Origin of the sequence: Iodidimonas sp. SYSU 1G8, from assembly GCF_039655775.1 — a bacterium.
In the GTDB taxonomy this organism is placed as follows: domain Bacteria; phylum Pseudomonadota; class Alphaproteobacteria; order SMXS01; family SMXS01; genus RI-34.
The window spans coordinates 518,055-539,504 of the sequence record NZ_JBBYXJ010000001.1; the positions used below are offsets into that span (position 1 = coordinate 518,055).

Consider the following 21,450-nt stretch of genomic DNA (forward strand, 5'->3'; position numbering starts at 1 on the left):
TTGCCGGGCTCGGGGCAAGTCTCTCGGTGAAAAAGCAGCCCCGCGGCAGGATCGCCGGTATCTTTCGGCGATCCTGGTCACGCTGATCAGTAATAGTTCAGCAGGAAGTAGCTGTCCGAGACGACGAAGCCGACGCCGCGCGGATTGTAGCACTGGACGCCGCCGACCAGCGCGGGCCGGCCGTCCCAGGTCCAGTAGCGCGTCACCGGGTGACAGCCGCGGTCACGCCAATAGGCATGGCGGTATCCGCCCCAAACCGGTCCATAGTACGGCCGCCAGCTGCGATAGTGATGCCGGTTGGCGTGATAGTAATGCCGGTCGCGGTAGTGGCGGTGATAGTCGTACCGGTGTCCGGCATGACGGCCGTGATAGCCCCGATGATGGCTGTACCGATGGCGGTCCCAGTCGCGCCGGTGGTGATTGTAGGCCGACCGGTTGCCATGATAGCGCCGGTCGTGATCATAGCCGCGATGCGGCGTCGCATAGTGCTTGCGGTCGCCCCTGTAGTCGCGATGGGCGCGGTGGTTCTGACGGTGATGATCGTGACGTTCAATGCCGCGGCGATGATACTGGCCGTGGCCCTGATGCCGGCCATTATCCGATCGGTAATGGCGGCCCCGGTCATCCCCGCGGTCGGCGAAGGCCTCTGTTGAAACCCCGAAAGCAGCGATGACGGCGGAAAACACCGCGATCATCGGAATTTTCGTGAGCCTGGTCATCTGCTCTACTCCCAAGATCCGATTCGACAATTTGGCCATCGTCGGGAGCGAATGTGCCGCGCCGATACTGTACGCGAGATGAACAGATTTTGTGTGTAGTATCCTGGTGTGCGCCTAACCCTGCCATTGCAGGCGGCGCTCGAAGGCGACCGACTTGACCAGGGCGAACACCGTCATCCCGGGCCGCAGGTTCAGCGTCTGCCCGGCATGCCGGGTGATCCGGGCGCGGATGAGTTGATCCCCCGCGAGAGCGAGCCGGAGGTCCAGGTGGGACTCGCCGCGCGGCTCCAGACTGACGAGGATTGCCTCGAGCACGTTCTGGACGCTCAGACCTTCCGGGCGGCGCAGCGCGATGGTGACGTCGTAGGCGTCGATGAACAGCCTGACCCGCGTGGCCGGTTGCGAAGGCGGCTGCGGCACGAACAACGGGCCGGCGGGCGTGTCGATCCGATTGAGGCCATCGACGGCATGACGCGCCGGCACGCCGTCGATCACCGAGCCTTCCGGCACCAGCGCGGCGACGTCTGGATCCGTCGAGGTCAGCATCGATTGAAGCGGTCCGCTGGTCGCGACGTGGCCGTTCCGCATGATCACGAGCGTGTCGGCGAGGCGGATGATTTCGGACCAGTTGTGGGTGACATAGACGATCGGCAGCCTCAGCCGTTCCCGAAGCGTCTCGATGAAGGGCAGGAGTTCGGCCCTGCGGCCCGCGTCCAGGCTGGCGAGGGGTTCGTCCATCAGCAACATGGATGGCGACGACAGCAGCGCCCTGCCGATCGCGACCCGCTGCCGCTCGCCGCCGGAGAGGCTTGCCGGCCTGCGCTCGAACAGGTGGCCGATGCCGAGGATGTCGGCGACCTCCTCGAGCGTCAGCGCGCCGCGGCGGCGCGAATAGGTCAGATTGCGCCGGACGCTGAGGTGGGGAAAGAGCAGCGGATCCTGCAGGACATAGCCGATCCGCCGCGCCGAGGGTGGCAGGTCGATTCCGGTGGCGGAGTCGAACAGCACGGCGCCATCCACCTCGATCCTGCCGGAGGTCGGCCTCAGCAGGCCGGCGAGGGCGGAGACGACCGAGGTCTTTCCCGCGCCGGACGGCCCGGCGATGACCGTGATCCCCGACTCCGCGCGGAAGGCCGCCCCGATGCCGACGTCGCCGCGCCGAAGCTTCACATCGACGACCAGCGCCATCTAGACGCCCGTGACGAGCTTGGTGACACGGCGCGCCATCAGCTCGGAAATGCCCAGCGCGACGAAGGCGAGGACGATTGAAATGACGACGAGGCGCATGGCGCCGTCCTCGCCGCCCGGCGTATTGATCGCAGTATAGAGCGCCAGCGGCAAGGTCTGGGTGATGCCCGGAATGTTGGACGCGAAGGTGATCGTCGCGCCGAACTCGCCCAGGCACCGGGCGAAGGCGAGCGCGGCCCCGGCGACGATGCCCGGCAGGGTCAGCGGCAGCGTGATGGTGAGGAGGACCCGGAGCCACGACGCCCCCAGTGTCCGCGCCACCGACTCCAGTCGGGTGTCGACCGCCTCGATGGACAGGCGAATGGCCCGCACCATCAGCGGAAAGGCCATCACGGCCGACGCGACGGCGGCCGCCACCCAGGTGAAGGCGATGACGATTCCCAGTGTTTCGTCGAGCCAGGAGCCGATGACGCCGCGCCGGCCCAGCGTGACCAGCAGCAGGTATCCGATCACCACGGGCGGGACCACCAGCGGCAGGTGGACGAGGGCGTTGACGACCGACTTGCCCGGAAATTCCTTCCTGGCCAGCAGCCAGGCGAGGGCGATGGCGAAGGGGAGCGAGCAGGAGACGGCGGCTGCCGCCACCTTCAGCGACAGCAATAGGGCTTCCGTCTCGAACGGGCTCAGCTGGACCATGGACCGAACTTATCCGGTCCCGCGCGGCGCGTCATCCGCCGTAGAGCGACTCGGGTGACACGAGCACCGGTTCGGTGACGGTGATCCCGTCCGGACGGACCGCGCGGTAGAAGCAGCTCCGGCGACCGGTATGGCAGGCGACGCCGGTCTGCTCCACCAGCACGAGGACGGTGTCGCCATCGCAGTCCACACGGAAATCGATCAGACGCTGGATCTGGCCGGACGTGCCGCCCTTGTGCCAGAGCGAGCGGCGCGAGCGCGACCAGTAATGGACTTCGCCTCGCTCCAGCGTCGCGCGCACCGCGTCGGCGTTCATCCATGCCATCATCAGCACTTCTCCGGTGTCGTGCTGTTGGGCGATGGCGGGCACCAGGCCATTGTCGTCGAACTTCACCAGGGCGAGCGCATCGGCGGCCAGCGCGGTCATCGAGGATCCTTTCACGCCCGTGCGGGCTTCTCTGCGTTGTTCGCGGGATTATCTAGTATGATACTATGTATCAAACCAGAGCGTATCGAGGAGGCCCATGAACGGACCGGTCGCTGCTCCGCAGGTCACGCATCACAACCATTCCGTCTGCGTCGACGAGGCGCTGGAAACGGCCGAAACGCTGTGCGACGAGCGCGGCGCGCGTCTGACCCCGTTGCGCCGACGCGTGCTCGAACTGGTGTGGTCCTCGCACCGTCCGATCGGTGCCTATGATATTCTGGGACAGATGGACGACGGCAAACGCAAGGCGGCGCCACCGACCGTCTACAGGGCGCTCGATTTCCTTCTGGAACACGGTCTTGTCCACCGGATCGAGAGCATGAACGCCTATCTGGGGTGCAATCATCCGGAGCAGTCTCATTCCGGCCAGTTCCTGATCTGTCGCGATTGCGGCGACGTGACCGAACTGGACGATGGAGACATCCGCGAGGCGTTGCGGCGGAAAGGCGGAGCGCTGGGGTTCGATGTGCGCAGCCAGACCGTTGAACTCGTGGGGTACTGTGCTAATTGTAGAGGCAGCTAGGAGGCTACCATGTACAAGTTCGCTGTTGCCGCCGTCCTCGCGTTGCTCCCCCTCGGAGCCGCGCAGGCGTTTCAGGTGATCACGCCCAGCCAGATGCAGGATGCCGGCATGGGGTTCACCCAGAGCCAGGCGTTCAATCAGCAGGCCAACCCGCAGCCCGAGGGCGGCCTCCAGTTCAGCGCCTCCGGGGGCAACCAGCGTTATGGTGATGACCGGTTGAGCTACAACCGGTTCGGCCGGATGGACAATGGCGGCCGCTATCTCGGCGACAACATGGACTCCAGGTTCCGTAGCTGCAGCGCCGATTACGCCGACAGCAACATGGGACAGCTCAATGCGCTGGCGCGTGGGGGCAACTCGTATCCCTGCCAGCGTTTCCGGTAAGCGCCGGTGCGTCGCGCCGGTATCCGGCTTGCGTTTTCGTGGCTGGGTGCCGCCCTTTTTTTCCTGACGGTCGCGGCAACTCCGCATGCCCAGCAGCCCGAGAGCCCCTTGGCGCCGGGCATGGCGTTGCTCGAAGAGGAACAGTTCGAACAGGCCGGCAAAGCGTTCGAGGCCGCGCTCGCCGGTGAACTCAGCACCGAACAGCGCGGCGCGGCACTGCTTTATCTGGCGCGAATCCAGTTGATGAGCGGCAAGACCAAGGAAGCCGCCGACAATGCCGCGGCCGCCTTCGACAACATCCAGAAGAGCGGCGGCCCCTGGCAGGCCCAGATGGCCGCGCTGGCGCTGCGCTTCGAGGCCGCGACGGTGCTCGGCGACAACGACCAGGCGCAGGAGGTCAACCGACAGATGGGCGCGATGGCCCAGCAGCGGGAACGACTCGCCTGGGCTCGCGGACTCGCGCCGAACGCCATCGTGCACAAGGCGTCCGGCGCCGTGCTGCCCGGCGCGGTGGCCGGATTGGTCGAATCTCAGTTGCAAAGCTATGATGATGACGGCGAGGAAGCGTCGATCACCTATGCGTCGGAAGATGACGACAGCGAAGGCACGGAGCACCAGGCCTCGGCCGTGACGGTCTATTTCACCGTCAATCCTGGGCGGACGCTCGAGGATCACTTCGCCTGGGCGCGCCAGCAGATCTCGGACCACCATCCGGACGCTCGCGAGATCACCTCGGCGCCGATCACCGTGGTGGAGAAGGATCGCCGGCTCGAAGGCCGCATGGGAGTCTTCTCGGTGCGCGAGAATGGCGAGCAGATGTTCACCACCGTGCACGTGTTCCGCCTGTCGCCGGACACCCATGTGCGGTTCAATGCCAGCTACCCAACCACCAATGCCGAGAGCATGCGCAACAGCGTCGCCGCGCTGATGCAGTCGATGGTATGGCCCGAAGGTCAGACGATCCAGTAAGGCGAGGCGCTCAGAGGCGCTTTTCCATGAACAGGCTGATCTCATCCGCCGAATGGTCGCCGAACGGACCACGTGGCTGATAGCCGCGCGAGCGGTACAGGCTGACCGCCGCCGCCTGCTTGTGCGCCGTATCGAGACGCAGCACCGCCACCCCCTGAGCTTTCGCATAATCCTCGATCGTCTCGAGAATGAGCGCGCCGACGTTCTTTCCGCGTGATGACGCGGCCACGTACATCTGCTTGATTTCCGCCCAGTCGCCATGCGACGTCAGCGCGCCGCAGCCGATCGCCGCGCCGTCCTGCCGTACCACCCAGAAGACCGTGCCCGGCGCCGACAGATCGGCCACGGTCGAGAGCGAACTTGGTTCGTCCGGATACAGTTCGGCGTACAGCGCCGCCGCCGCATCGAACATCTCGTGAATTTCAGGCTGGTCGGGATCTTCGATGGTGATGGTCTGCATTGTCCTCACGCTGCGTTAAATCGCTCGAACCCTTTTTCGAGATCCTCGACCAGATCGGCCGCCGCCTCAAGGCCGGCGTGGAACCGGATCAGCGGTCCGCTCCATGATGTCGCCGTCCGCACGCCCGAGGGATTGGACGGCAGGACCAGGCTCTCATATCCACCATAGGAGAAGCCGATGGCGAAATGCTCGTACCCATCAAGCATGGCTGCCATGGCCGCGTCACTGTCGTTTTTGAGGACGATGCTGAACAGGCTGGTCGATCCGGTGAAATCCCGCTTCCAGATGTCGTGGCCGGGACAATCGGGCAGGGCCGGATGCAGTACCCGGTCCACTTCCTCCCGCTGCTTGAACCAGTGCGCCAGCGTCAGCGCTGTCTCGGCCTGACGCTCCAGCCGCGTCGCCAGCGTGCGAAGGCCCCGCAAGGCAAGATAGGCATCGTCGGGCGACACGGAGTGACCATAAAGATAACCGGCGCGGCGCAGGCGCTCCAGGGTCGCTTCGTTGGCGATGGCGGCGCCCATCATCGCGTCGGAATGGCCGACCACATACTTCGTCAGCGAATAGATGACTACATCCGCGCCGTGATCCAGCGGCCGGTAGGTGAGGGGCGAGGCGCAGGTGTTGTCGTTCAGCACCAGGGCCCCGCGCGCATGCGCCGCCGCCGCGATGGCGGGCAAGTCCTGTATCTCGAAGGTCAGCGACCCGGGCGATTCCGTGAACACCAGCCGGGTGTTCGCGCGCAGCAGGTCGGCGATCCCGGCGCCTGCCATGGGATCGTAATAGGTCGTCTCGACACCGAGCCTGCGCAGCACCATGTCGCAGAACGACCGCGTCGGTTCGTACACGCTGTCCGGCATCAGGATATGGTCGCCGGTCTCGATGAAGGCGAGGATCGCGCCGGTGATGGCGGAGAGGCCGGAATCGTAAAGCACCGTCCCCGCGCCGCCTTCCAGTTCGGTGAGCGCGTCTGCCAGCGACCACTGGGTCGGCGTGCCGCGACGGCCATAATACAACACCTGCTCGTTCCGCTTGGCGACGGCCTGGCGGAATTCGGCGACCGTGTCGAAGACGATGGTCGAGGCGTGGTAGACCGGGACGTTGATCATGCCGGGGGCATGCTTGCCGCCCCGGCCGCTATGGACGATCCGAGTGTCCCGCTTCATTCAGGCGTCGACGGGCAGGTCGGCGCGGCTGCCCCATTCCGCCCAGGAGCCGTCATAGACCGACACCTGGCGATGTCCGAGAACATGAAGGCCGAGCGCCAGGATCGCCGCCGTGATGCCCGAGCCGCACGAGGTGACGACCGGCTTGTTCAGGTCGACACCAGCGGCGAGGAACGTCTGGCGCAGGGCGTCTGGCGAAAGCAGCGTGCCATCCTCGTTCAGCAGCGTCCGGTAATGCACGTTCCTGCTGCCCGGAATATGCCCGCCGCGCACGCCTGGACGCGGCTCCGGCTCCTGCGCGTTGAAGCGCGAGGGACTGCGGGCATCCAGAATCTGCTCTTTGCCGTTACCGAGATGGGCGCGGATCTGGTCCGCTTCACGGATCAGCGTGCCGTTGACGCGGGCGGTGAAGTGGCGCTCACGGGACATTTCCGGCAGATCGGCCAGCGGCTTGCCCTCGGCTTTCCATTTCGGCAGGCCGCCATCCAGCACGGACACGTCCTCATGGCCGAAGACGCGGAACATCCACCAGACACGGGCGGCGCTGAACAGGCCCGAGCCGTCATAGATGACGATCCGGTTGCCGTCGCCCAGACCCAGCTTGCGCATGCGGCTGGCGAATTTCTCCGGCGGCGGCAGCATGTGCGGCAGCGGATTGTCGAGATCGCACACTTCGTCGATGTCGAAGAAGACGGCGCCCGGAATGTGCTCGTTGGCATAGTCCGCGCGAGGGTTGCGGCCCTGGTCGGGCATGTACCAGCTGGCATCGACCACGCGCAGATCGGGCTGTTCGATGTGCTGGAGGAGCCAGTCGGTGGATACGATTGCTTCGCTTTTGTCGATCATGCTTATGCCTCCAGCCAATGGGGCACCGGAAGGCCCTTTTCATGCAGGAATGTCGGGTTGAACAGTTTGCTTTGATAGCGCGTGCCGTAGTCGCACAGGATGGTCACGATGGTGTGCCCAGGCCCAAGTTCGCGCGCCAGGCGGACGGCGCCGGCGACATTGATTCCGCTCGATCCGCCCAGGCAAAGCCCCTCGAACTCGAGCAGATCGAAAATGATCGGCAGGGCTTCCTCGTCGGGGATCTGGAACGGGAAATCGACCGGCGCGCCGTCCAGATTGGCGGTGATGCGGCCCTGGCCGATGCCTTCGGTGATGGAGCTGCCTTCGGCCTTCAGCTCGCCATGAGCGTAGTATTCGAAGAGGGCGGCGCCCATCGGATCGGCGAGGCCGATCTTGATGTCGGCGTTGCGCTCCTTCAGGAACATGCCGATGCCCGCCAACGTGCCGCCGGTGCCGACGGCGCAGATGAAGCCGTCGACCGTGCCGTCGGTCTGGGCCCAGATTTCCGGACCGGTGGTTTCATAATGGGCGCGGCGATTGGCCTGGTTGTCGAACTGGTTGGCCCAGATCGCGCCATTGGGATTCTCGGCGGCGATTTCCTCGGCCAGCCGCCCCGACACCTTCACGTAATTGTTCGGGTCCTTGTAGGGCACCGCCGGGACAAGCCGCAGATCCGCGCCGCACAGGCGCAGCATGTCCATCTTCTCCTGGCTCTGTGTCTCCGGGATCACGATCACGGACTTGTAGCCGCGCGCGTTGCCGACCAGCGCCAGCCCGATGCCCGTATTGCCCGCGGTGCCCTCGACGATGACCCCGCCCGGCCGCAGCAATCCCTTTTCCTCCGCATCCTTGATGATGCCCCAGGCCGCGCGGTCCTTCACCGAGCCGCCCGGATTGAGGAACTCGGCCTTGCCGAGAATCTCGCAGCCCGTCGCGTCGGAAACGCGGTTCAGGCGGATGAGCGGTGTATTGCCGATGGTTTCGACGAAGTCGCGGCGGACATTCATGCTTGCGGTCGGTTCAGTTTCCAGGAAACAGACAACTTAGAGACACGCCGATGACCGTTCAAGCGTCCGCATGCGCCAGCATGGATTCACCCGCGCCCGGCCCGAGCGGCTGGTCGAAGCTGAACTCCACCGCATGCCCTTCGGGCGAGCGGACACCGCAATAATAGCCGACCGGATACGCTTCTTCCCGTGTCGGCCAGATCAGGATGCCGTCGGCCTCGGCGCGGGCCGCGATCGCATCCACCTGCGCGCGGCTCTCGAGGGCAAACCCCAGATGACTGAAATCGCCGTCCGGCTGCGGACGCGTCTTGCCGCCCGAAATCATCACGAGGACGAACACATGCTCCTTGCCGGGTTCGGCCATCCAGACCACGCGGCCATGGCCATCGGCGCGGTCGTGACTGATATGCAGGCCGCAATAGTCCCGGTAGAAGGCGATGGACGCGTCCAGGTCTTCGCAATGCAGGGCGATATGGGTTAATGAAGGGCGCATCGAAAGGTCTCCCCATGTCTGAAGAAACATATACGTCGCTCGGCCAGCTTGGCCACCAGTCGGCCCTGCCGGCCTCGCCGGACGAGGCGGTCCTCGAAGTCGTGCCGAACCCGCACGCGGGTACCGACTATCTGATCCGTTTCACCGCGCCCGAGTTCACCTCGCTGTGCCCGGTCACGGGCCAGCCGGACTTCGCCCATCTGGTCATCGATTACGTGCCGGCCGATACCATCGTCGAATCCAAGTCGCTGAAGCTGTTTCTCGCCAGCTTCCGCAATCACGGCGCGTTCCACGAAGCCTGCACGGTGTCGATCGCCCGGCGCATCGTCGAGGCGACCGAACCGGTCTGGCTGCGCATCGGCGGCTATTGGTACCCGCGCGGCGGCATCCCCATCGACGTCTTCTACCAGACCGGCGCGCCGCCCGCCGGCCTCTGGCTGCCCGACCAGGGCGTGCCGACCTATCGCGGGCGCGGCTAGGGGACGCTCGCCTTCGTTCAGGGAATGCCGATCAGCTTGTGCGTCTGCAGCGACAGATGCCAGCGCGGATGGCGCAGGCAATAGTCGGTCGCCGCCACGATGTTGGCCGACTGATCCGGCCCGTCCATCGGCTGCAGGAAGAAGTGCTCGAAATCGAGCCCCTCGAACCGCTCCGGTCTCGCCCTGTCCTGCGGAAAGACCAGCTTCAGTTCCTGGCCTCTCGTCTGGACCAGCGGCGCGTCGGCCTTCGGGCTGACGCAGATCCAGTCCAGTCCCGGCGGCGCCGCGATGGTGCCGTTCGTTTCCACCGCGATCTCAAAACCCGCGGCATGGAACGCGTCGATCAGCGGCCCGTCCAGCTGCAGTAGCGGCTCACCGCCGGTGCAGACCACCAGCATCCCGCGCGGCGACACGCCCGGCGGCAGCTTGTCCAGCGCCGCCTCGACCAGCATCTCCGGCGCCGCGAACTTGCCGCCGCCTGGACCGTCGGTGCCCACGAAATCCGTGTCGCAGAAGCTGCAGGTCGCCGTGCTCCGGTCCTGTTCGCGGCCCGACCAGAGATTGCAGCCGGCGAAGCGGCAGAACACGGCCGGACGGCCCGCGTTCGCGCCTTCACCCTGCAGCGTGTAGAACAGCTCCTTGACGGCGTAGCTCACGGCGCATACCACGTCGGGTCCGGCACGCCGGCTTCGGCGAAGCCCTTCTTGCGCAGCAGGCAGGAGTCGCAGCCGCCGCAGGAGGCGCCATCGGGCAGGGGATCGTAGCAGCTGATCGTCAGCCCGTAATCCACCCCCAGCGCCGTGCCGGCGCGGATGATGGCGGCCTTGTTCATGTCCATCAGCGGCGTGTGGATGCGCAGCGGCCGCGTGCTTTCCACGCCCGCCCGCGTCGCCAGATTGGCCATGTGCTCGAAGGCCGCGATGAAGTCGGGACGGCAATCCGGATAGCCGCTGTAATCCAGCGCGTTGACGCCGATGAAGATGTCCTTCACGCCGCGCACTTCCGCCAGCGCCAGCGCATAGGACAGGAAGATGGTGTTGCGCGCCGGGACATAGGTGATGGGAATGCCATGCGCCATGTCGTCGGTGCTGCGGCCCTTGGGCACCTCGATATCGGCCGTCAGCGCCGATCCGCCGAACTGGCGCAGATCGATGGTGACGACGGCATGCTCGGCCACTTTCTCCCGCGCGGCGATCCGCGCGGCGGCCTCAAGTTCGACGGCATGGCGCTGGCCGTACCGGAACGAGATGGCATGGCAGATGAAACCATCCGCCTTCGCCATGGCGAGAACGGTGGCGGAATCCAGTCCGCCGCTCAGCAATATGACTGCGTGTGGGCTGTCGCTCATGGTCCCTAGATAGCGCCAACCGGCGCGCCGGGACAGTCCCCAAAGATGAACCACACCTAAATATCGGGTTAATGCCGGGTTCAGTCGCCCGAGCCTATAACCGCGTCATGTTCCCCACGCGATACCCGTCCAAGCAAGGACGCCGACCGTCGGGGATGGGAGACTGAAAATGCAACAGAGGCCAAGTGTAGCCACCCGTGTCATCGCCGCGGTCATGGCGGTCGCGGTGGTCGCCGGCATCGGCGCCGCCATGAACCAGGTTCACGCTGCGCCGGCCGACAGCATCAGCTTCGCCAATTTCGGCGCGATCCGCGATTGGAAGGCTGAAGGGTCGGGCGCCATGATCATCGAGACCACGTCCGGTGACAAATACCGCGCCACCTTCATGAACCGCTGCTCTTCGCTGCCGTACAGCGAGACCGTCGGTTTCGTGACCTCGCCCAGCGGATCGCTGGACAAGTTCGGCGCCGTGCTGGTGCGCGACCAGAAATGCCAGATCAGGAGTCTCGAGCGGCTCGGCTAAGTTCCCCCCGGCCAACCCGTTCGAGACCTGAGCGAGGGCCGCTTCACGGTGAAGCGGCCCTTCGTGTGCCAGGATCAGGCCAGGCCGAGCTCGGCCATGTACCTGTCGAGTGTCTGGTGAAAATGCCGGATGCGCACTTCCTGATAGGAAGCGAGGGTGACACCCGGCTTGAACGATGCCTTCAGCCCGTCATGGACGGCGGCCATGTTGGTCGTGTCCTGATCCAGAACGAAACCAAGCCCACCCAGCGCCTCGACGCTGTCCCACTTGGTGTTGATGTCCAGCATGATCATCGGCATGGGCGCCGGCTTCGGCTGATCCTTCGGGTGGCGCATGATGTAGCCCACCTCCATCAGCGTTTCCTCATGGCTGTCGTTCCACGGGCGGAACCGGTACCACATGTTCGGGCCATAGCCGCCCCACAGCATGAAGTTCGGGAACACGACGTAATACCAGCCATCCACCAGCTCGGCGTCCGACAGCTCCGGCACGGCATAGCCCAGCTGTTGCTCGGTCTGCTGGCGCTTCAGATCGGCGGTCACCTGGCGCGCCGTCTGGCCGGGCTGCAGCACGATGCGGTCCGCGTCGTCCCATTTGCGGCCCATCCATTCATCGAGCACGTCCTGCTCGTTGACCTGGTCGACCACGTAGGAACTGGGAACCGCGAACGCCGCCATCATCCGGTTGACGTGCGGCTTGCCTTCCCAGACATCGTATTGGCAACCGAAATCATCGACGCTGCCCAGAATCTGCGGGTGCGTGTCCAGCGAATGGAAGGCCTCCATGAAGGCCTCCTGGATGATCTTCCAGTTCCCTCTCAGCACCTTGCCCGCGTGGACGCCCAGATAGGACTGGTCCCAGGCGTAAGGCTGATAGTGGCGCCAGATCGGATCGAGAAACTGCTCCAGCGGCATGGGATCCGGATCGGGATTGATGAACACCCAGCCGGCGAATGTGCCCACATGCACCTCGGGCAGGTGAAACTCGTCCTTATTGACCTGCGGGAAATCCCACTCGCAGGGCACATGCGCGATCGCGCCGTCCAGATTCCAGGTGAACCCATGGAACGGGCAGCGGAACTTCTCCACATGCCCCGATTCGAGGCGCAGCTTGCGGCCCCGGTGCAGGCAGGCGTTCGGATAGGCCTTGATCTCGTTCTCGGCGACGCGGACGATCAGATAGGAACGGTCGCAGATGTCGTAGACATGGAAGTCGCCGACTTCGGGAATGTGTTCCTCACGGCACGCGACCTGCCAGACATGCTCCCAGACCTGCTTTTCCTTCTCGTAGAAGGCGCGATCGATATAGCGCCGCTTGTCCACGTCGGCGGTGCCCAGATCGGCATTGCCCACCTCGCGCAGGCTGCGCGCGGGCTCGTGCCGGTCCGCATCGAGATATTCCTGATAGGTGGTGTGCGGCAGGGCTTGTGCCGGCACCTTCTGTAGATCGTAACCCATCCGCGGTCTCCCCATCGTTCAGACTGCCGACTCTCCGGCGTGAGCGGCGAAAATGCAAGCTGTGGGAAAAGAGAGGCTTTGTCACGCCCCGGAACGTCAGCCCAGCCCGAGATCCAGCTGACGCACGGCATGGGGTGCTTCGACATCCAGGTTGGACAGCGTGACGCCCAGCAGCCTGATTTTCTTGCCGAGCGGAAAGATTCCGCCGATGAGATCGAGCGCGACCGGTTCAAGCTGCCGCCGGTTCCGGATCGCGCCGGTGACGGTGCGGCTGCGGGTGATCTGCTGGAAGTCGGCATATTTCACCTTCACCGTCACCGTTCGCCCGCTGATGCACGCCTTCTCGCAGTGCGCGGCGACCTCGTCCGCGATGGCCGAGATACTCGCCTCGATGTCGCTGCGCGCCTCGAGATCGTCGAAGAAGGTGGTTTCCGACCCGATGGATTTCCGTTGCCGGTTCGAGACGACCCGGCGTTCGTCCTCGCCTCTCGCGATGGCGTGATACCACCCCCCCGACTTGCCGAAATGCGCGTTGAGGAACGAGGGGGATCGCTCTTTCAGATCGGCCCCTGTGAAGATCCCCAGCCGGTTCATCTTTGCGGCGGTCGCCGGGCCGACGCCGTGGAACTTGCCGACGGGCAGGGCGGCGATGAACTCCTCTCCCTTTCCCGGCGCGATGACGAACTGACCGTTTGGCTTGTTCTGGTCCGAGGCGAGTTTGGCGAGGAACTTGTTGTATGAGATCCCGGCCGAGGCGGTCAGGCCCGTCTCCTTGAGGATTCTCGCCCTGATTTCCAGCGCGATGGTTGTCGCGGAAGGCATCTGCCGGATGTTGTCCGTGACATCGAGATAGGCCTCGTCCAGCGAGAGCGGCTCCACCAGCGGCGTGTAGTCGTGAAAGATGGCGCGGATTTGCCGCGACACCTGCTTGTAGACATCGAAACGAGGCTTAACGAAAACCAGTTCGGCGCATTTGCGGGCCGCGGTGACGGACGGCATGGCGGAATGGATTCCGAATCGCCGTGCCTCGTAACTGGCGGCGGCCACCACGCCGCGGCGGCTCGATCCACCGACAGCGACAGGCTTTCCGCGCAGCGCGGGGTCGTCGCGCTGTTCCACCGACGCGTAGAAGGCGTCCATGTCGATATGGATGATCTTGCGGGTCATCTATCGCCCAGCCGGTCCACCTTCACAAATCCCCGAGAGGAACATTTTAGGAACTTTTGCCTGTATGGCAAGGGGGCCTTCGCGGTGTTCTCGGATCCGCCTGCAACCGCTTCGCACTTGCGCTTTTCTCGGCATATGCATATCAATCGCAACCGCAAGAAGGCGACCCGGTCAAAAGAAGGAAACTCACCGAATGGAATTGAATCTGCGCAAGAGCATGCTCATGACCGCTGGGGCGCTTGGCTCGATCTGTCTGCTTGATGGCGTCGAGGCCCGCGCTGAGCAGGAGCCGTCGAGGGAATATGAGCTCGCTTCCGCGGACGATACCGTGTTCGTGTTCGAGGATTACCAGTCAAAGACCCTCTCATCGCCCAAGTTTGTGCAGCCGCTCGTCGATACGCCCATCTCGGTCACAATCATGCCAGAACTGTTGCTGGAAGAGCAGGGCGTCAACACCCTGCGTGATGCCCTGCGCAACGTCACGGGCATCAGCATTCAGGCCGGCGAGGGCAATCCGCCCTCGGGTGATGCGCTCAAGATTCGCGGCTTCACCGCCCGCGACGACATTCTTCGCGACGGCATGCGGGACGTGGGCAACTACTTCCGCGACCAGTTCAACATCGAGACCATCGAAGTCACGAAAGGTCCGTCGTCGGCCATCTCCGGCCGGGGCAATACCGGTGGCACGATCAACATGATCAGCAAGACACCGAAACTCTCCGACAGGCACTATGGCGAGATCAGCGCCGGCACCAGCGACCAGTATCGCGGATCGGTGGATTCGAACTTCGTGCTGTCCGAAGAGGGCGGCATCGCGCTCCGGCTGAACGCCGTCTACCACAACGCCGACGAACCGGGTCGCCGCTATGTGAACAGCGAGCGCTGGGGCTTCGCGCCGTCTCTCGCCTTCGGTCTCGGCACGGATACCCGCGTGACCCTGAGCTACCTGCACATGGAGCAGGACGAGCAGCCCGATTACGGCCTGCCGAACGCCCGTAACTTCTCGCTGCTCGGATCGGGTTTTGAAGGCAGGGTCGCCCCGGTCGATTTCCGCAACTACTACGGCTACTCGACCGACTATCGCGATGTCTCGGTGGATGTGGGCACGATCAAGGTCGAGCATGACTTCAACGATGATATCCGCATCCAGAGCCAGCTGCGTTACGGGCGCACCCATAACGATGCCATCCTGTCAGCGCCCCGTTTCGTCGGCAACGTGACCACCCTGGGCCCCAACACGCAGGTCGTGGGCAACCAGAAGCCGCGCGATCAGGTCGATCAGATCCTGGTCAGCCAGACCGATCTCAAAATGAGCTTCGATACCGGCGCGATCCGCCACAATTTCGTGGCCGGCGTCGAGCTGTCGACCCAGCAGGCCGAAAACAAGCGCCGGCTGGACGTCAATGGCCCCGCGACCAACCTGTTCAACCCCGTGTTTCAGGCCGCCCCGCCTATCGCCTACAATGGCACCCGCGCGAAGGTAACGAGCGACGTGGCCTCGGTTTACGTCTTCGACAACATCGAGCTGGCACCCCAATGGCAGATCAACGGCGGCGTCCGCTGGGACCATGTGAAGACTCGTGCGCAGGGCTTCGACGATAACGGCATCGCGCCCGGCTTCGTCACCGATCTGACCGAGAAGGACAACGAGTGGAGCGGTAACGCGTCGCTGGTCTTCAAGCCGGCGGACAACGGCAGCATCTACCTCGGCTGGGGCACCTCGTTCGAAACCTCCGGACGGTTCGAGATCGTCCAGCTGGCCGGCGGAAACAACAATCCGCCCACCACGCCCGCGACCTTCAACGTCGATCCCGAGCGGAGCCAGAGTTTCGAAATCGGCACCAAATGGGATGTGATGGACGGCAAGCTGCAATTGACCGGCGCCATCTTCCGGATCGAGAAGACCAACGCCCGCACGCCGGGCGCCAATCCGGGCGACCCGCCCGTGGTGCTGGACGGCGAACAGCGCGTCGAGGGCGTCGAACTCGGCGCCGCAGGGTCGCTGACGGCGAACTGGAAAATCTTCGCCGGCTACACCTATCTGGACGGCAAGGTCACCAGGTCCAACAATCCGATCGAACAGGGTGCGCGGCTCGATAACACGCCGAAGCATTCCTTCAACGCCTGGAGCACGGTGCAGGTGACTCCGGAACTCGTGCTGGGCGGCGGCGTCCAGTATGTCGGCTCCCGCCTCAGCGATATCCGCCAGAGCGCGACCGGCAACATCGTGATCGAGGCTGAAGACTACTGGCTGTTCGACGCGGTCGCGTCCTATCAGCTGACCGAGAATGTCGCACTGCGCCTCAACGTCTACAATATCGGCGACAAGAAGTACGTTCAGTCGTTCTCCAGCGCCCAGAGCATTCCCGGCGCGCGGCGTTCGGCGGTTCTGTCGCTCGGCCTTTCGTTGTAGGAACTGGTTGTCCGGCGCCTGGTCCGCTCCGCGCCGGCGGAGGAGGGACGATGCTGCTGGAAATCGAAAAGCTCCTGACCCCGGACGAGGTCGCCCACTGCATGACGGTGCTGGCGGCCGCGCCCTGGGGCGATGGCCGGGTGACGGCCGGTTATCAGTCGGCCCGCGCCAAGCATAATCTGCAGGTGCCGGAAGACAGCGAGGCAGCGCGCGACCTTGGCGTGCTGATCCTCGATGCCCTGCGCCGCAACCTGCTGTTCCAGTCGGCGGCGTTGCCCGCCGAGATTTTTCCGCCCCTGTTCAACCGCTACGAACCGGGACACACCTTCGGCACCCATGTGGACAACGCGATTCGCCCCGTGACGGGCACGGGAAGACGAATCCGCACGGACATGTCGGCGACTGTTTTCCTCTCCGATCCCGACAGCTACGATGGTGGCGAACTGGTGATCGAGGACGCTTATGGCGTCCAGAGCGTGAAGCTGCCCGCCGGGCACATGATTCTTTATCCCGCGACCAGCCTGCACAGCGTACGTCCTGTCACCAGAGGCGCGCGAATCGCGTCATTCTTCTGGATACAGAGTCTTGTTGCCGATGATGGTGAACGTAGCGTCCTGTTCGATATGGACATGAGCATCCAGCGGTTACGAGGCGAGGTGGGCGACGATCATCCCGCGTTGATCGCGCTTACCGGCTGCTACCACAACCTGCTGCGCCGCTGGGCAATCCTCTGAACCGACCGGAGAGGTCTCCGGTGAACGGCCCGCTTATGTCCAGACGGCATCAAGCCGGTTGAGTGGAGTGCGTGGGGCGAAGCGCCTGTTGCAAGCCGGATCGATCTATCTCGGCCAACAGGTATCGCCCTGCGATGACGCTGATCATGGGTTGGGCGGTTTCTCCGCCATCCAGCAGGCGCTGGATATGTGCGAGTATGTCCGTTGAGACGGCAAAGTCGGCGTCGTCCCATCCCAGGTTTCCGACTTGCGGTATAAGGCAATGGAAACCCCTCTGGGTTTTATCGGTCGAGGTAGCCAGCACGATGTAGCGCCACGCCATTTCTCCCTGCTGGGGAATGTATGAGACAGCAGTGATATCGAAGAGCTGGCCGTCCGCGCAGCGATAGATCCCTAGATCCAGGCGGTCATAGGCTTCTAGAATCGTCATGGGATAAGTCCTCTCCGCTGTCACTCCGATTCTGTCATTCGCGCAGCGCGTCGGGTTTAACCCAGGTTGCTACGCAACGCGTCCCAACGACTTTTTGTGAAAAAAATCGGCACCTGGGCACCATCGCCTCGGCTGCGTTCCATGCCACCATCCCAACGCTCGGGATCACCTCTCGGACCAGCATGATTCCGTGTGTGCCGAGTCGCCTGCGGGACGCGTGACCACTGCGACGTCGCCTACGTAATCGTGCGGGACTGGCAATCTCATGGACCGAATATTCGGAACATTGTTCTTTAAAACAAAGAAAAAGGGCCAGCCTTGCGGCTGACCCTTCTCGAATTGGCTCCCCGGGTCGGACTCGAACCAACGACCTAGCGATTAACAGTCGCGTGCTCTACCAGCTGAGCTACCGGGGACCAGTGTTCCGCTTCAGGATGGTGCCTGAGGCGGCGTGTGTATTAGCAAAGCCGTTACGCCTTGCAAAGCCCGTTTTCATCTTTCGAGGATTTTTAAATCCCTTGGGATGATTTGGAGGCGACGGCCGGAATCGAACCGGCGTACACGGATTTGCAGTCCGCTGCGTCACCACTCCGCCACGTCGCCGCCTGTGGTGCCGGCGCGGTATAGCAGAGCAGATCAGACCCGACAATCGTATGATTGTCAGCCTGAGCCACCGAATATATAAATCGCCTCGCAATCCCAGCCTGCGGCGGCTCACGTCTCCGCGGCACGCCTAGAACCAGGATACACCGATGACCGACTTCGCAGCCGCGCGTAAGCAGATGGTCGATTCCCAGCTTCTGCCCAACAGGGTCACGGACGCCCGCTTGATCGAGACGATGGGCGCGGTGGCGCGCGAAACGTTCGTGCCCGCGGCGCTGCGCGGTGTCGCCTATGTGGACGACGATCTGCAGGTGGCGCCCGGCCGCTATGTCATGGAGCCGATGGTGTTTGCCCGCCTGCTGCAGGAGGCCGGCGTGAAGAAGACCGATGCCGTGCTCGATGTGGGCTGCGCCACCGGCTATTCCGCCGCCATTCTGGCCCGCCTGGCCAATGTGGTGGTCGCCCTCGAGGAGGACGAAGCGTTGTCCGAACAGGCCAGCGCGACCCTCGCGTCCGCCGACGTGGTCAATGCGGTGGCGGTCACCGGGCGGCTGAGCGAGGGGTATGCACACCAGGCGCCTTACGACGTCATCGTGTTGGAAGGCGCGGTCGAGCATGTCCCCCAGCGGATTCTCGATCAGCTGGCCGAAGGCGGCAGGCTCGTCGCCGTGATCGCGGGACGCGGTATCGGCAAGGCGGTGCTGTTCACGCGCAGCGGTGGTGTGATAGGCCGACGCGAGCTGTTCGACGCCAGCACTCCGATGCTGCCCGGTTTCGCGCTCGAAGCGGGTTTTGTGTTTTAGACCGCATCAAGGCCTCGTATGGTACCGCCGGAAGCGCGTGTGAACCGGCGCGAACCCGTGGGGAGTGACTTTTTGTGTCCATAGGAAATTTCAGGAAAAGTCTGGTGCTCGGCGCCGCCGTCACGGCACTGGGGATCATGCCGGCATACGGCGAAACCCTTCAGGAAGCACTGGCCGCGGCCTATCAGAACAATCCGGTGCTCGAGGCGCAGCGCGCCGGTGTCCGCGCCGAGGATGAGAATGTCTCCCAGGCCCTGTCGGGATATCGCCCGACCGTGTCGGCGAACGCGACCGCCGCCAAGGAACGCACCGACAATTTCTTCGAAGGTGGCGGCAAGCAGACCCTCAATCCCAAGACCGCCGCCGTCACCATCGAACAGCCGCTGTTCCGCAGCTTCAGGACCTATAACGCCGCCAAGGAGGCCAAGACGCGCGTGCAGGCCGCCCGCAGCGGCCTCGTCGCGACGGAGCAGGATGTCCTGTTGGCGGCTGTCGCGGCCTATATGGACGTGCTGCGCGATCAGGCGGTGCTCGACCTGCGGCGCAACAACGTGCAGGTGCTCGACCGCCAGTTCGGCGCCTCGCGCGACCGCTTCGAAGTGGGCGAGATCACCCGTACCGATGTCGCCCAGTCGGAGGCACGCATGTCGGGCGCGGTTTCCGCCCGGATCGCCGCCGAAGCCGATCTGGCCGCGAGCAGGGCCGCGTACGAGCGCATAATCGGCAACGCGCCTGGTACCCTCACGGAACCCGGTCCGCTCGGGGCGATCCCCGAGTCGGAGGACCGCGCGCTGGAGATCGCCCTGGCCGATAATCCGGTGCTGCAGGAAGCCCGTCTCGAGGAAGAGGCGGCCCGGCGCTCCATCAACACCGCGAAATCGGAACTGGGCCCGGAGTTCAGCCTGGTCGCCGAATACCAGTATGCCGAGGATCAGTTCGTCAGCGGCTTCGCCAGCGACACCACCAGCATCATGGCGCGGGCGCGCGTCCCGATCTATCAGGCGGGCGTGACGAGTTCGCGGATCAGGCAGGCCAAGCAGGTCAGTGCCCAGCGACGCATGCAGGCGATCCAGGCTGAACGCGAGACGCGCGAATCCGTCAATGTCGCCTGGGAACAGCTGCGCGCCGCGCAGGCGATCATCGAATCGAGCGAATCCCAGGTGCGCGCCAACGGCATCGCCCTGGAAGGCGTGCGGCAGGAACTGGAAGTGGGCTCGCGCACCACGCTTGACGTGTTGGATGCCGAGCAGGAGGCGCTAGACGCACAGGTCCAACTGGTGCGCGCGAACCGCGACGAATATGTCGCGTCGTTCCGGCTGCTGGCCGCCATGGGACGAGGCACGGCGCAGGCCCTGAACCTCCCGGTGCAGCAGTATGATCCGGAAGCCTATTACGAGCGTGCGACCAACACCTGGTTCGGCTGGGGAACGGAAGACTGACAGGCGGTATTCCGTTCATCGTAATCCTTCGCTTTTGCCGTTAAATGGTCGTAATCGCGGCCGTTTGAATGTTTTTCCTGTCAGCAGGGCCTAACCGGCGTATAGTGTGCGCCAGCATCCTGACGCTTGGACCGGGTCCACGAGAGCACCGATGAGCAAACCTGACAGCAAGGCCGGCGAGGAAATGTCCATGGAGGACATTCTGGCGTCGATCCGAAAGATGATCGCCCAGGACGAGGACAACGCCGAGAATGCCCGGCCCACGGCGGACGAGGAAACACTCGCGCTGTCGACCGAGGCCGACGCGCTGCCGCCCAGGACCATCGTGGAGGAGGACGAGGAAGTCCTCGAACTCACCGAGGTTCTGCCCGAGGAGATCGCCGACGGGGCGTCGGACTGGACCGATCCCTACGGAGAAAGCGCCCCGCTGCTGCCCGAGGAGGAGCCGCTCGATCTCGAGGCCGAGTTTTCCGCCGACGAGTTCAACGAGGCCGTCACCGTCGAGGACGAGATGGAGGACAGGCCCGCGCCGCAGCCGGTGTGGAGCATCGAGCCGTCACCGCCGCCGCTCTATCGCCCCGTCGTCACCGTCGGTCTGACGGACATGATGGAGCCGCTGCCGCCGCGCATGCCCGAGCAGTACCAGGACACCGCGGCCCAGACGCCGAATATCCCAAGCTATCTGGAGGGTCTTCAGGACCTCGCCGACGAAGCCGATTCCGTTTACGAGGCGGACGACAGTGTTGCGGCGCCCCTGTCGGGCGACAGCCGCGACTTTGCCCTTGAACCGCAAGAAGAGGTTGTATCGATGGACGCCCCGAAGGAACGCATCCTGTCCCCGGAAACCGCCGTCAAGACCAGCTCGGCGTTCGACCAGCTCGCGCAGACCCTGGTGACCGGCTATGCCGGCGAGGAAAAGACCCTGGAAGGCGTCGTGCGCGCCATGCTGAAGCCGCTGATGAAGGAATGGCTCGACGCCAACCTGCCGCGCATCGTCGAGGACATGATCCAGGCCGAGATTCGCCGCCTCAGCCGCTAGGCTTTTCCGGCTTTACTGGTATCGCGCGCCGTTTCCCGGTACAACCCCGGGCCGAATCCGAGTTTACCGAGAAGCGT

The 21,450-nt window shown here is 64.3% G+C and carries 24 protein-coding genes and 2 tRNA genes; 10 read left to right on the forward strand and 16 right to left on the reverse strand.

Annotated features, from left to right (window positions below):
* Positions 1-86 precede the first annotated feature (86 nt).
* The 4 genes from WJU17_RS02555 to hisI all read right to left on the reverse strand — a co-directional run bounded on the left by WJU17_RS02555 (position 87) and on the right by hisI (position 3,030).
* Entirely contained in the window at positions 87-719 is a 633-nt protein-coding gene (locus tag WJU17_RS02555; RefSeq protein ID WP_346325777.1) for a hypothetical protein, read from the reverse strand.
* Between the two features lie 114 nt (positions 720-833).
* Positions 834-1,907 (reverse strand): molybdenum ABC transporter ATP-binding protein, encoded by a 1,074-nt coding sequence (gene modC / locus WJU17_RS02560; RefSeq protein ID WP_346325778.1) that lies wholly within the window; start codon positions 1,905-1,907, stop codon positions 834-836.
* Positions 1,908-2,603 carry a molybdate ABC transporter permease subunit gene (modB, locus tag WJU17_RS02565; protein WP_346325779.1) on the reverse strand — a complete coding sequence of 232 codons (696 nt, stop codon included), beginning with the start codon at positions 2,601-2,603 and terminating at the stop codon, positions 1,908-1,910. It abuts the gene before it with no gap.
* A 31-nt stretch (positions 2,604-2,634) separates the two neighbouring features.
* Positions 2,635-3,030: a phosphoribosyl-AMP cyclohydrolase gene (gene hisI, locus WJU17_RS02570; RefSeq protein ID WP_346325780.1), complete on the reverse strand. Its 396-nt coding sequence runs from the start codon at positions 3,028-3,030 to the stop codon at positions 2,635-2,637.
* Positions 3,031-3,127: 97 nt separating this feature from the next.
* On the opposite strand from hisI, the gene WJU17_RS02575 reads away from it, so the two are divergent.
* The 3 genes from WJU17_RS02575 (at position 3,128) to WJU17_RS02585 (ending at position 4,966) form a co-directional block, all read left to right on the forward strand.
* Positions 3,128-3,613: a transcriptional repressor gene (locus tag WJU17_RS02575; protein WP_346325781.1), complete on the forward strand. Its 486-nt coding sequence runs from the start codon at positions 3,128-3,130 to the stop codon at positions 3,611-3,613.
* A gap of 9 nt (positions 3,614-3,622) precedes the next feature.
* The gene (locus tag WJU17_RS02580; protein WP_346325782.1) at positions 3,623-3,997 is read left to right on the forward strand and encodes a hypothetical protein; all 375 of its coding nucleotides are present in this window, start codon (positions 3,623-3,625) and stop codon (positions 3,995-3,997) included.
* Positions 3,998-4,117: 120 nt separating this feature from the next.
* The gene (locus WJU17_RS02585; RefSeq protein ID WP_346325783.1) at positions 4,118-4,966 is read left to right on the forward strand and encodes a hypothetical protein; all 849 of its coding nucleotides are present in this window, start codon (positions 4,118-4,120) and stop codon (positions 4,964-4,966) included.
* 10 nt (positions 4,967-4,976) lie between these two features.
* Here WJU17_RS02585 and WJU17_RS02590 read toward each other — a convergent pair whose 3' ends face one another.
* Genes WJU17_RS02590 through WJU17_RS02610 form a run of 5 tightly spaced genes read right to left on the reverse strand, consistent with a single transcriptional unit; the run spans position 4,977 to position 8,938 of the window.
* Complete coding sequence (locus WJU17_RS02590) at positions 4,977-5,426, reverse strand: GNAT family N-acetyltransferase (RefSeq protein ID WP_346325784.1); 450 nt, start codon at positions 5,424-5,426, stop codon at positions 4,977-4,979.
* A gap of 5 nt (positions 5,427-5,431) precedes the next feature.
* The gene (gene metC / locus WJU17_RS02595) at positions 5,432-6,592 is read right to left on the reverse strand and encodes a cystathionine beta-lyase (protein WP_346325785.1); all 1,161 of its coding nucleotides are present in this window, start codon (positions 6,590-6,592) and stop codon (positions 5,432-5,434) included.
* Positions 6,593-7,438, reverse strand: coding sequence for a 3-mercaptopyruvate sulfurtransferase (gene sseA, locus WJU17_RS02600; protein WP_346325786.1), 846 nt, complete (start codon positions 7,436-7,438; stop codon positions 6,593-6,595).
* A 2-nt stretch (positions 7,439-7,440) separates the two neighbouring features.
* Positions 7,441-8,445: a cysteine synthase A gene (locus WJU17_RS02605; RefSeq protein WP_346325787.1), complete on the reverse strand. Its 1,005-nt coding sequence runs from the start codon at positions 8,443-8,445 to the stop codon at positions 7,441-7,443.
* A gap of 58 nt (positions 8,446-8,503) precedes the next feature.
* Positions 8,504-8,938 (reverse strand): VOC family protein, encoded by a 435-nt coding sequence (locus tag WJU17_RS02610; protein WP_346325788.1) that lies wholly within the window; start codon positions 8,936-8,938, stop codon positions 8,504-8,506.
* A 14-nt stretch (positions 8,939-8,952) separates the two neighbouring features.
* Here WJU17_RS02610 and queF point away from each other — a divergent pair, with 14 nt between their 5' ends.
* Entirely contained in the window at positions 8,953-9,417 is a 465-nt protein-coding gene (queF, locus tag WJU17_RS02615; protein WP_346325789.1) for a preQ(1) synthase, read from the forward strand.
* Positions 9,418-9,434: 17 nt separating this feature from the next.
* Here the strand turns inward: queF and queE are convergent, their stop codons facing one another.
* Together queE and queC are read right to left on the reverse strand one after the other, a co-directional pair.
* The gene (gene queE, locus WJU17_RS02620) at positions 9,435-10,073 is read right to left on the reverse strand and encodes a 7-carboxy-7-deazaguanine synthase (protein WP_346325790.1); all 639 of its coding nucleotides are present in this window, start codon (positions 10,071-10,073) and stop codon (positions 9,435-9,437) included.
* Positions 10,070-10,765 carry a 7-cyano-7-deazaguanine synthase QueC gene (queC, locus tag WJU17_RS02625; RefSeq protein ID WP_346325791.1) on the reverse strand — a complete coding sequence of 232 codons (696 nt, stop codon included), beginning with the start codon at positions 10,763-10,765 and terminating at the stop codon, positions 10,070-10,072. Before queC ends, queE begins: the two co-directional genes overlap by 4 nt.
* A gap of 169 nt (positions 10,766-10,934) precedes the next feature.
* Here queC and WJU17_RS02630 point away from each other — a divergent pair, with 169 nt between their 5' ends.
* Entirely contained in the window at positions 10,935-11,288 is a 354-nt protein-coding gene (locus WJU17_RS02630) for a DUF6491 family protein (protein ID WP_346325792.1), read from the forward strand.
* 74 nt (positions 11,289-11,362) lie between these two features.
* Here the strand turns inward: WJU17_RS02630 and WJU17_RS02635 are convergent, their stop codons facing one another.
* Together WJU17_RS02635 and dinB are read right to left on the reverse strand one after the other, a co-directional pair.
* Entirely contained in the window at positions 11,363-12,745 is a 1,383-nt protein-coding gene (locus WJU17_RS02635) for an aromatic ring-hydroxylating dioxygenase subunit alpha (protein ID WP_346325793.1), read from the reverse strand.
* A gap of 96 nt (positions 12,746-12,841) precedes the next feature.
* Positions 12,842-13,912, reverse strand: a complete 1,071-nt coding sequence (gene dinB / locus WJU17_RS02640) for a DNA polymerase IV (RefSeq protein ID WP_346325794.1) — start codon at positions 13,910-13,912, stop codon at positions 12,842-12,844.
* Positions 13,913-14,105: 193 nt separating this feature from the next.
* On the opposite strand from dinB, the gene WJU17_RS02645 reads away from it, so the two are divergent.
* Both WJU17_RS02645 and WJU17_RS02650 read left to right on the forward strand, forming a co-directional pair.
* The gene (locus tag WJU17_RS02645) at positions 14,106-16,325 is read left to right on the forward strand and encodes a TonB-dependent siderophore receptor (RefSeq protein WP_346325795.1); all 2,220 of its coding nucleotides are present in this window, start codon (positions 14,106-14,108) and stop codon (positions 16,323-16,325) included.
* Positions 16,326-16,375: 50 nt separating this feature from the next.
* Positions 16,376-17,059, forward strand: a complete 684-nt coding sequence (locus WJU17_RS02650) for a Fe2+-dependent dioxygenase (RefSeq protein ID WP_346325796.1) — start codon at positions 16,376-16,378, stop codon at positions 17,057-17,059.
* A gap of 49 nt (positions 17,060-17,108) precedes the next feature.
* Here the strand turns inward: WJU17_RS02650 and WJU17_RS02655 are convergent, their stop codons facing one another.
* The 3 genes from WJU17_RS02655 to WJU17_RS02665 all read right to left on the reverse strand — a co-directional run bounded on the left by WJU17_RS02655 (position 17,109) and on the right by WJU17_RS02665 (position 18,092).
* Positions 17,109-17,489, reverse strand: a complete 381-nt coding sequence (locus WJU17_RS02655; protein WP_346325797.1) for a hypothetical protein — start codon at positions 17,487-17,489, stop codon at positions 17,109-17,111.
* Positions 17,490-17,829: 340 nt separating this feature from the next.
* Positions 17,830-17,905, reverse strand: a tRNA-Asn gene (locus WJU17_RS02660).
* Between the two features lie 113 nt (positions 17,906-18,018).
* Positions 18,019-18,092: transfer RNA gene (locus WJU17_RS02665), tRNA-Cys, on the reverse strand.
* Between the two features lie 149 nt (positions 18,093-18,241).
* Between WJU17_RS02665 and WJU17_RS02670 the strand changes: the two genes are divergently transcribed.
* The 3 genes from WJU17_RS02670 (at position 18,242) to WJU17_RS02680 (ending at position 21,373) form a co-directional block, all read left to right on the forward strand.
* A complete protein-coding gene (locus WJU17_RS02670; protein ID WP_346325798.1) occupies positions 18,242-18,895 on the forward strand; it encodes a protein-L-isoaspartate O-methyltransferase in 654 nt (217 codons plus the stop codon).
* 104 nt (positions 18,896-18,999) lie between these two features.
* Entirely contained in the window at positions 19,000-20,334 is a 1,335-nt protein-coding gene (locus tag WJU17_RS02675) for a TolC family outer membrane protein (RefSeq protein WP_346325799.1), read from the forward strand.
* A 151-nt stretch (positions 20,335-20,485) separates the two neighbouring features.
* Positions 20,486-21,373 carry a DUF2497 domain-containing protein gene (locus WJU17_RS02680; protein WP_346325800.1) on the forward strand — a complete coding sequence of 296 codons (888 nt, stop codon included), beginning with the start codon at positions 20,486-20,488 and terminating at the stop codon, positions 21,371-21,373.
* Positions 21,374-21,450 lie beyond the last annotated feature (77 nt).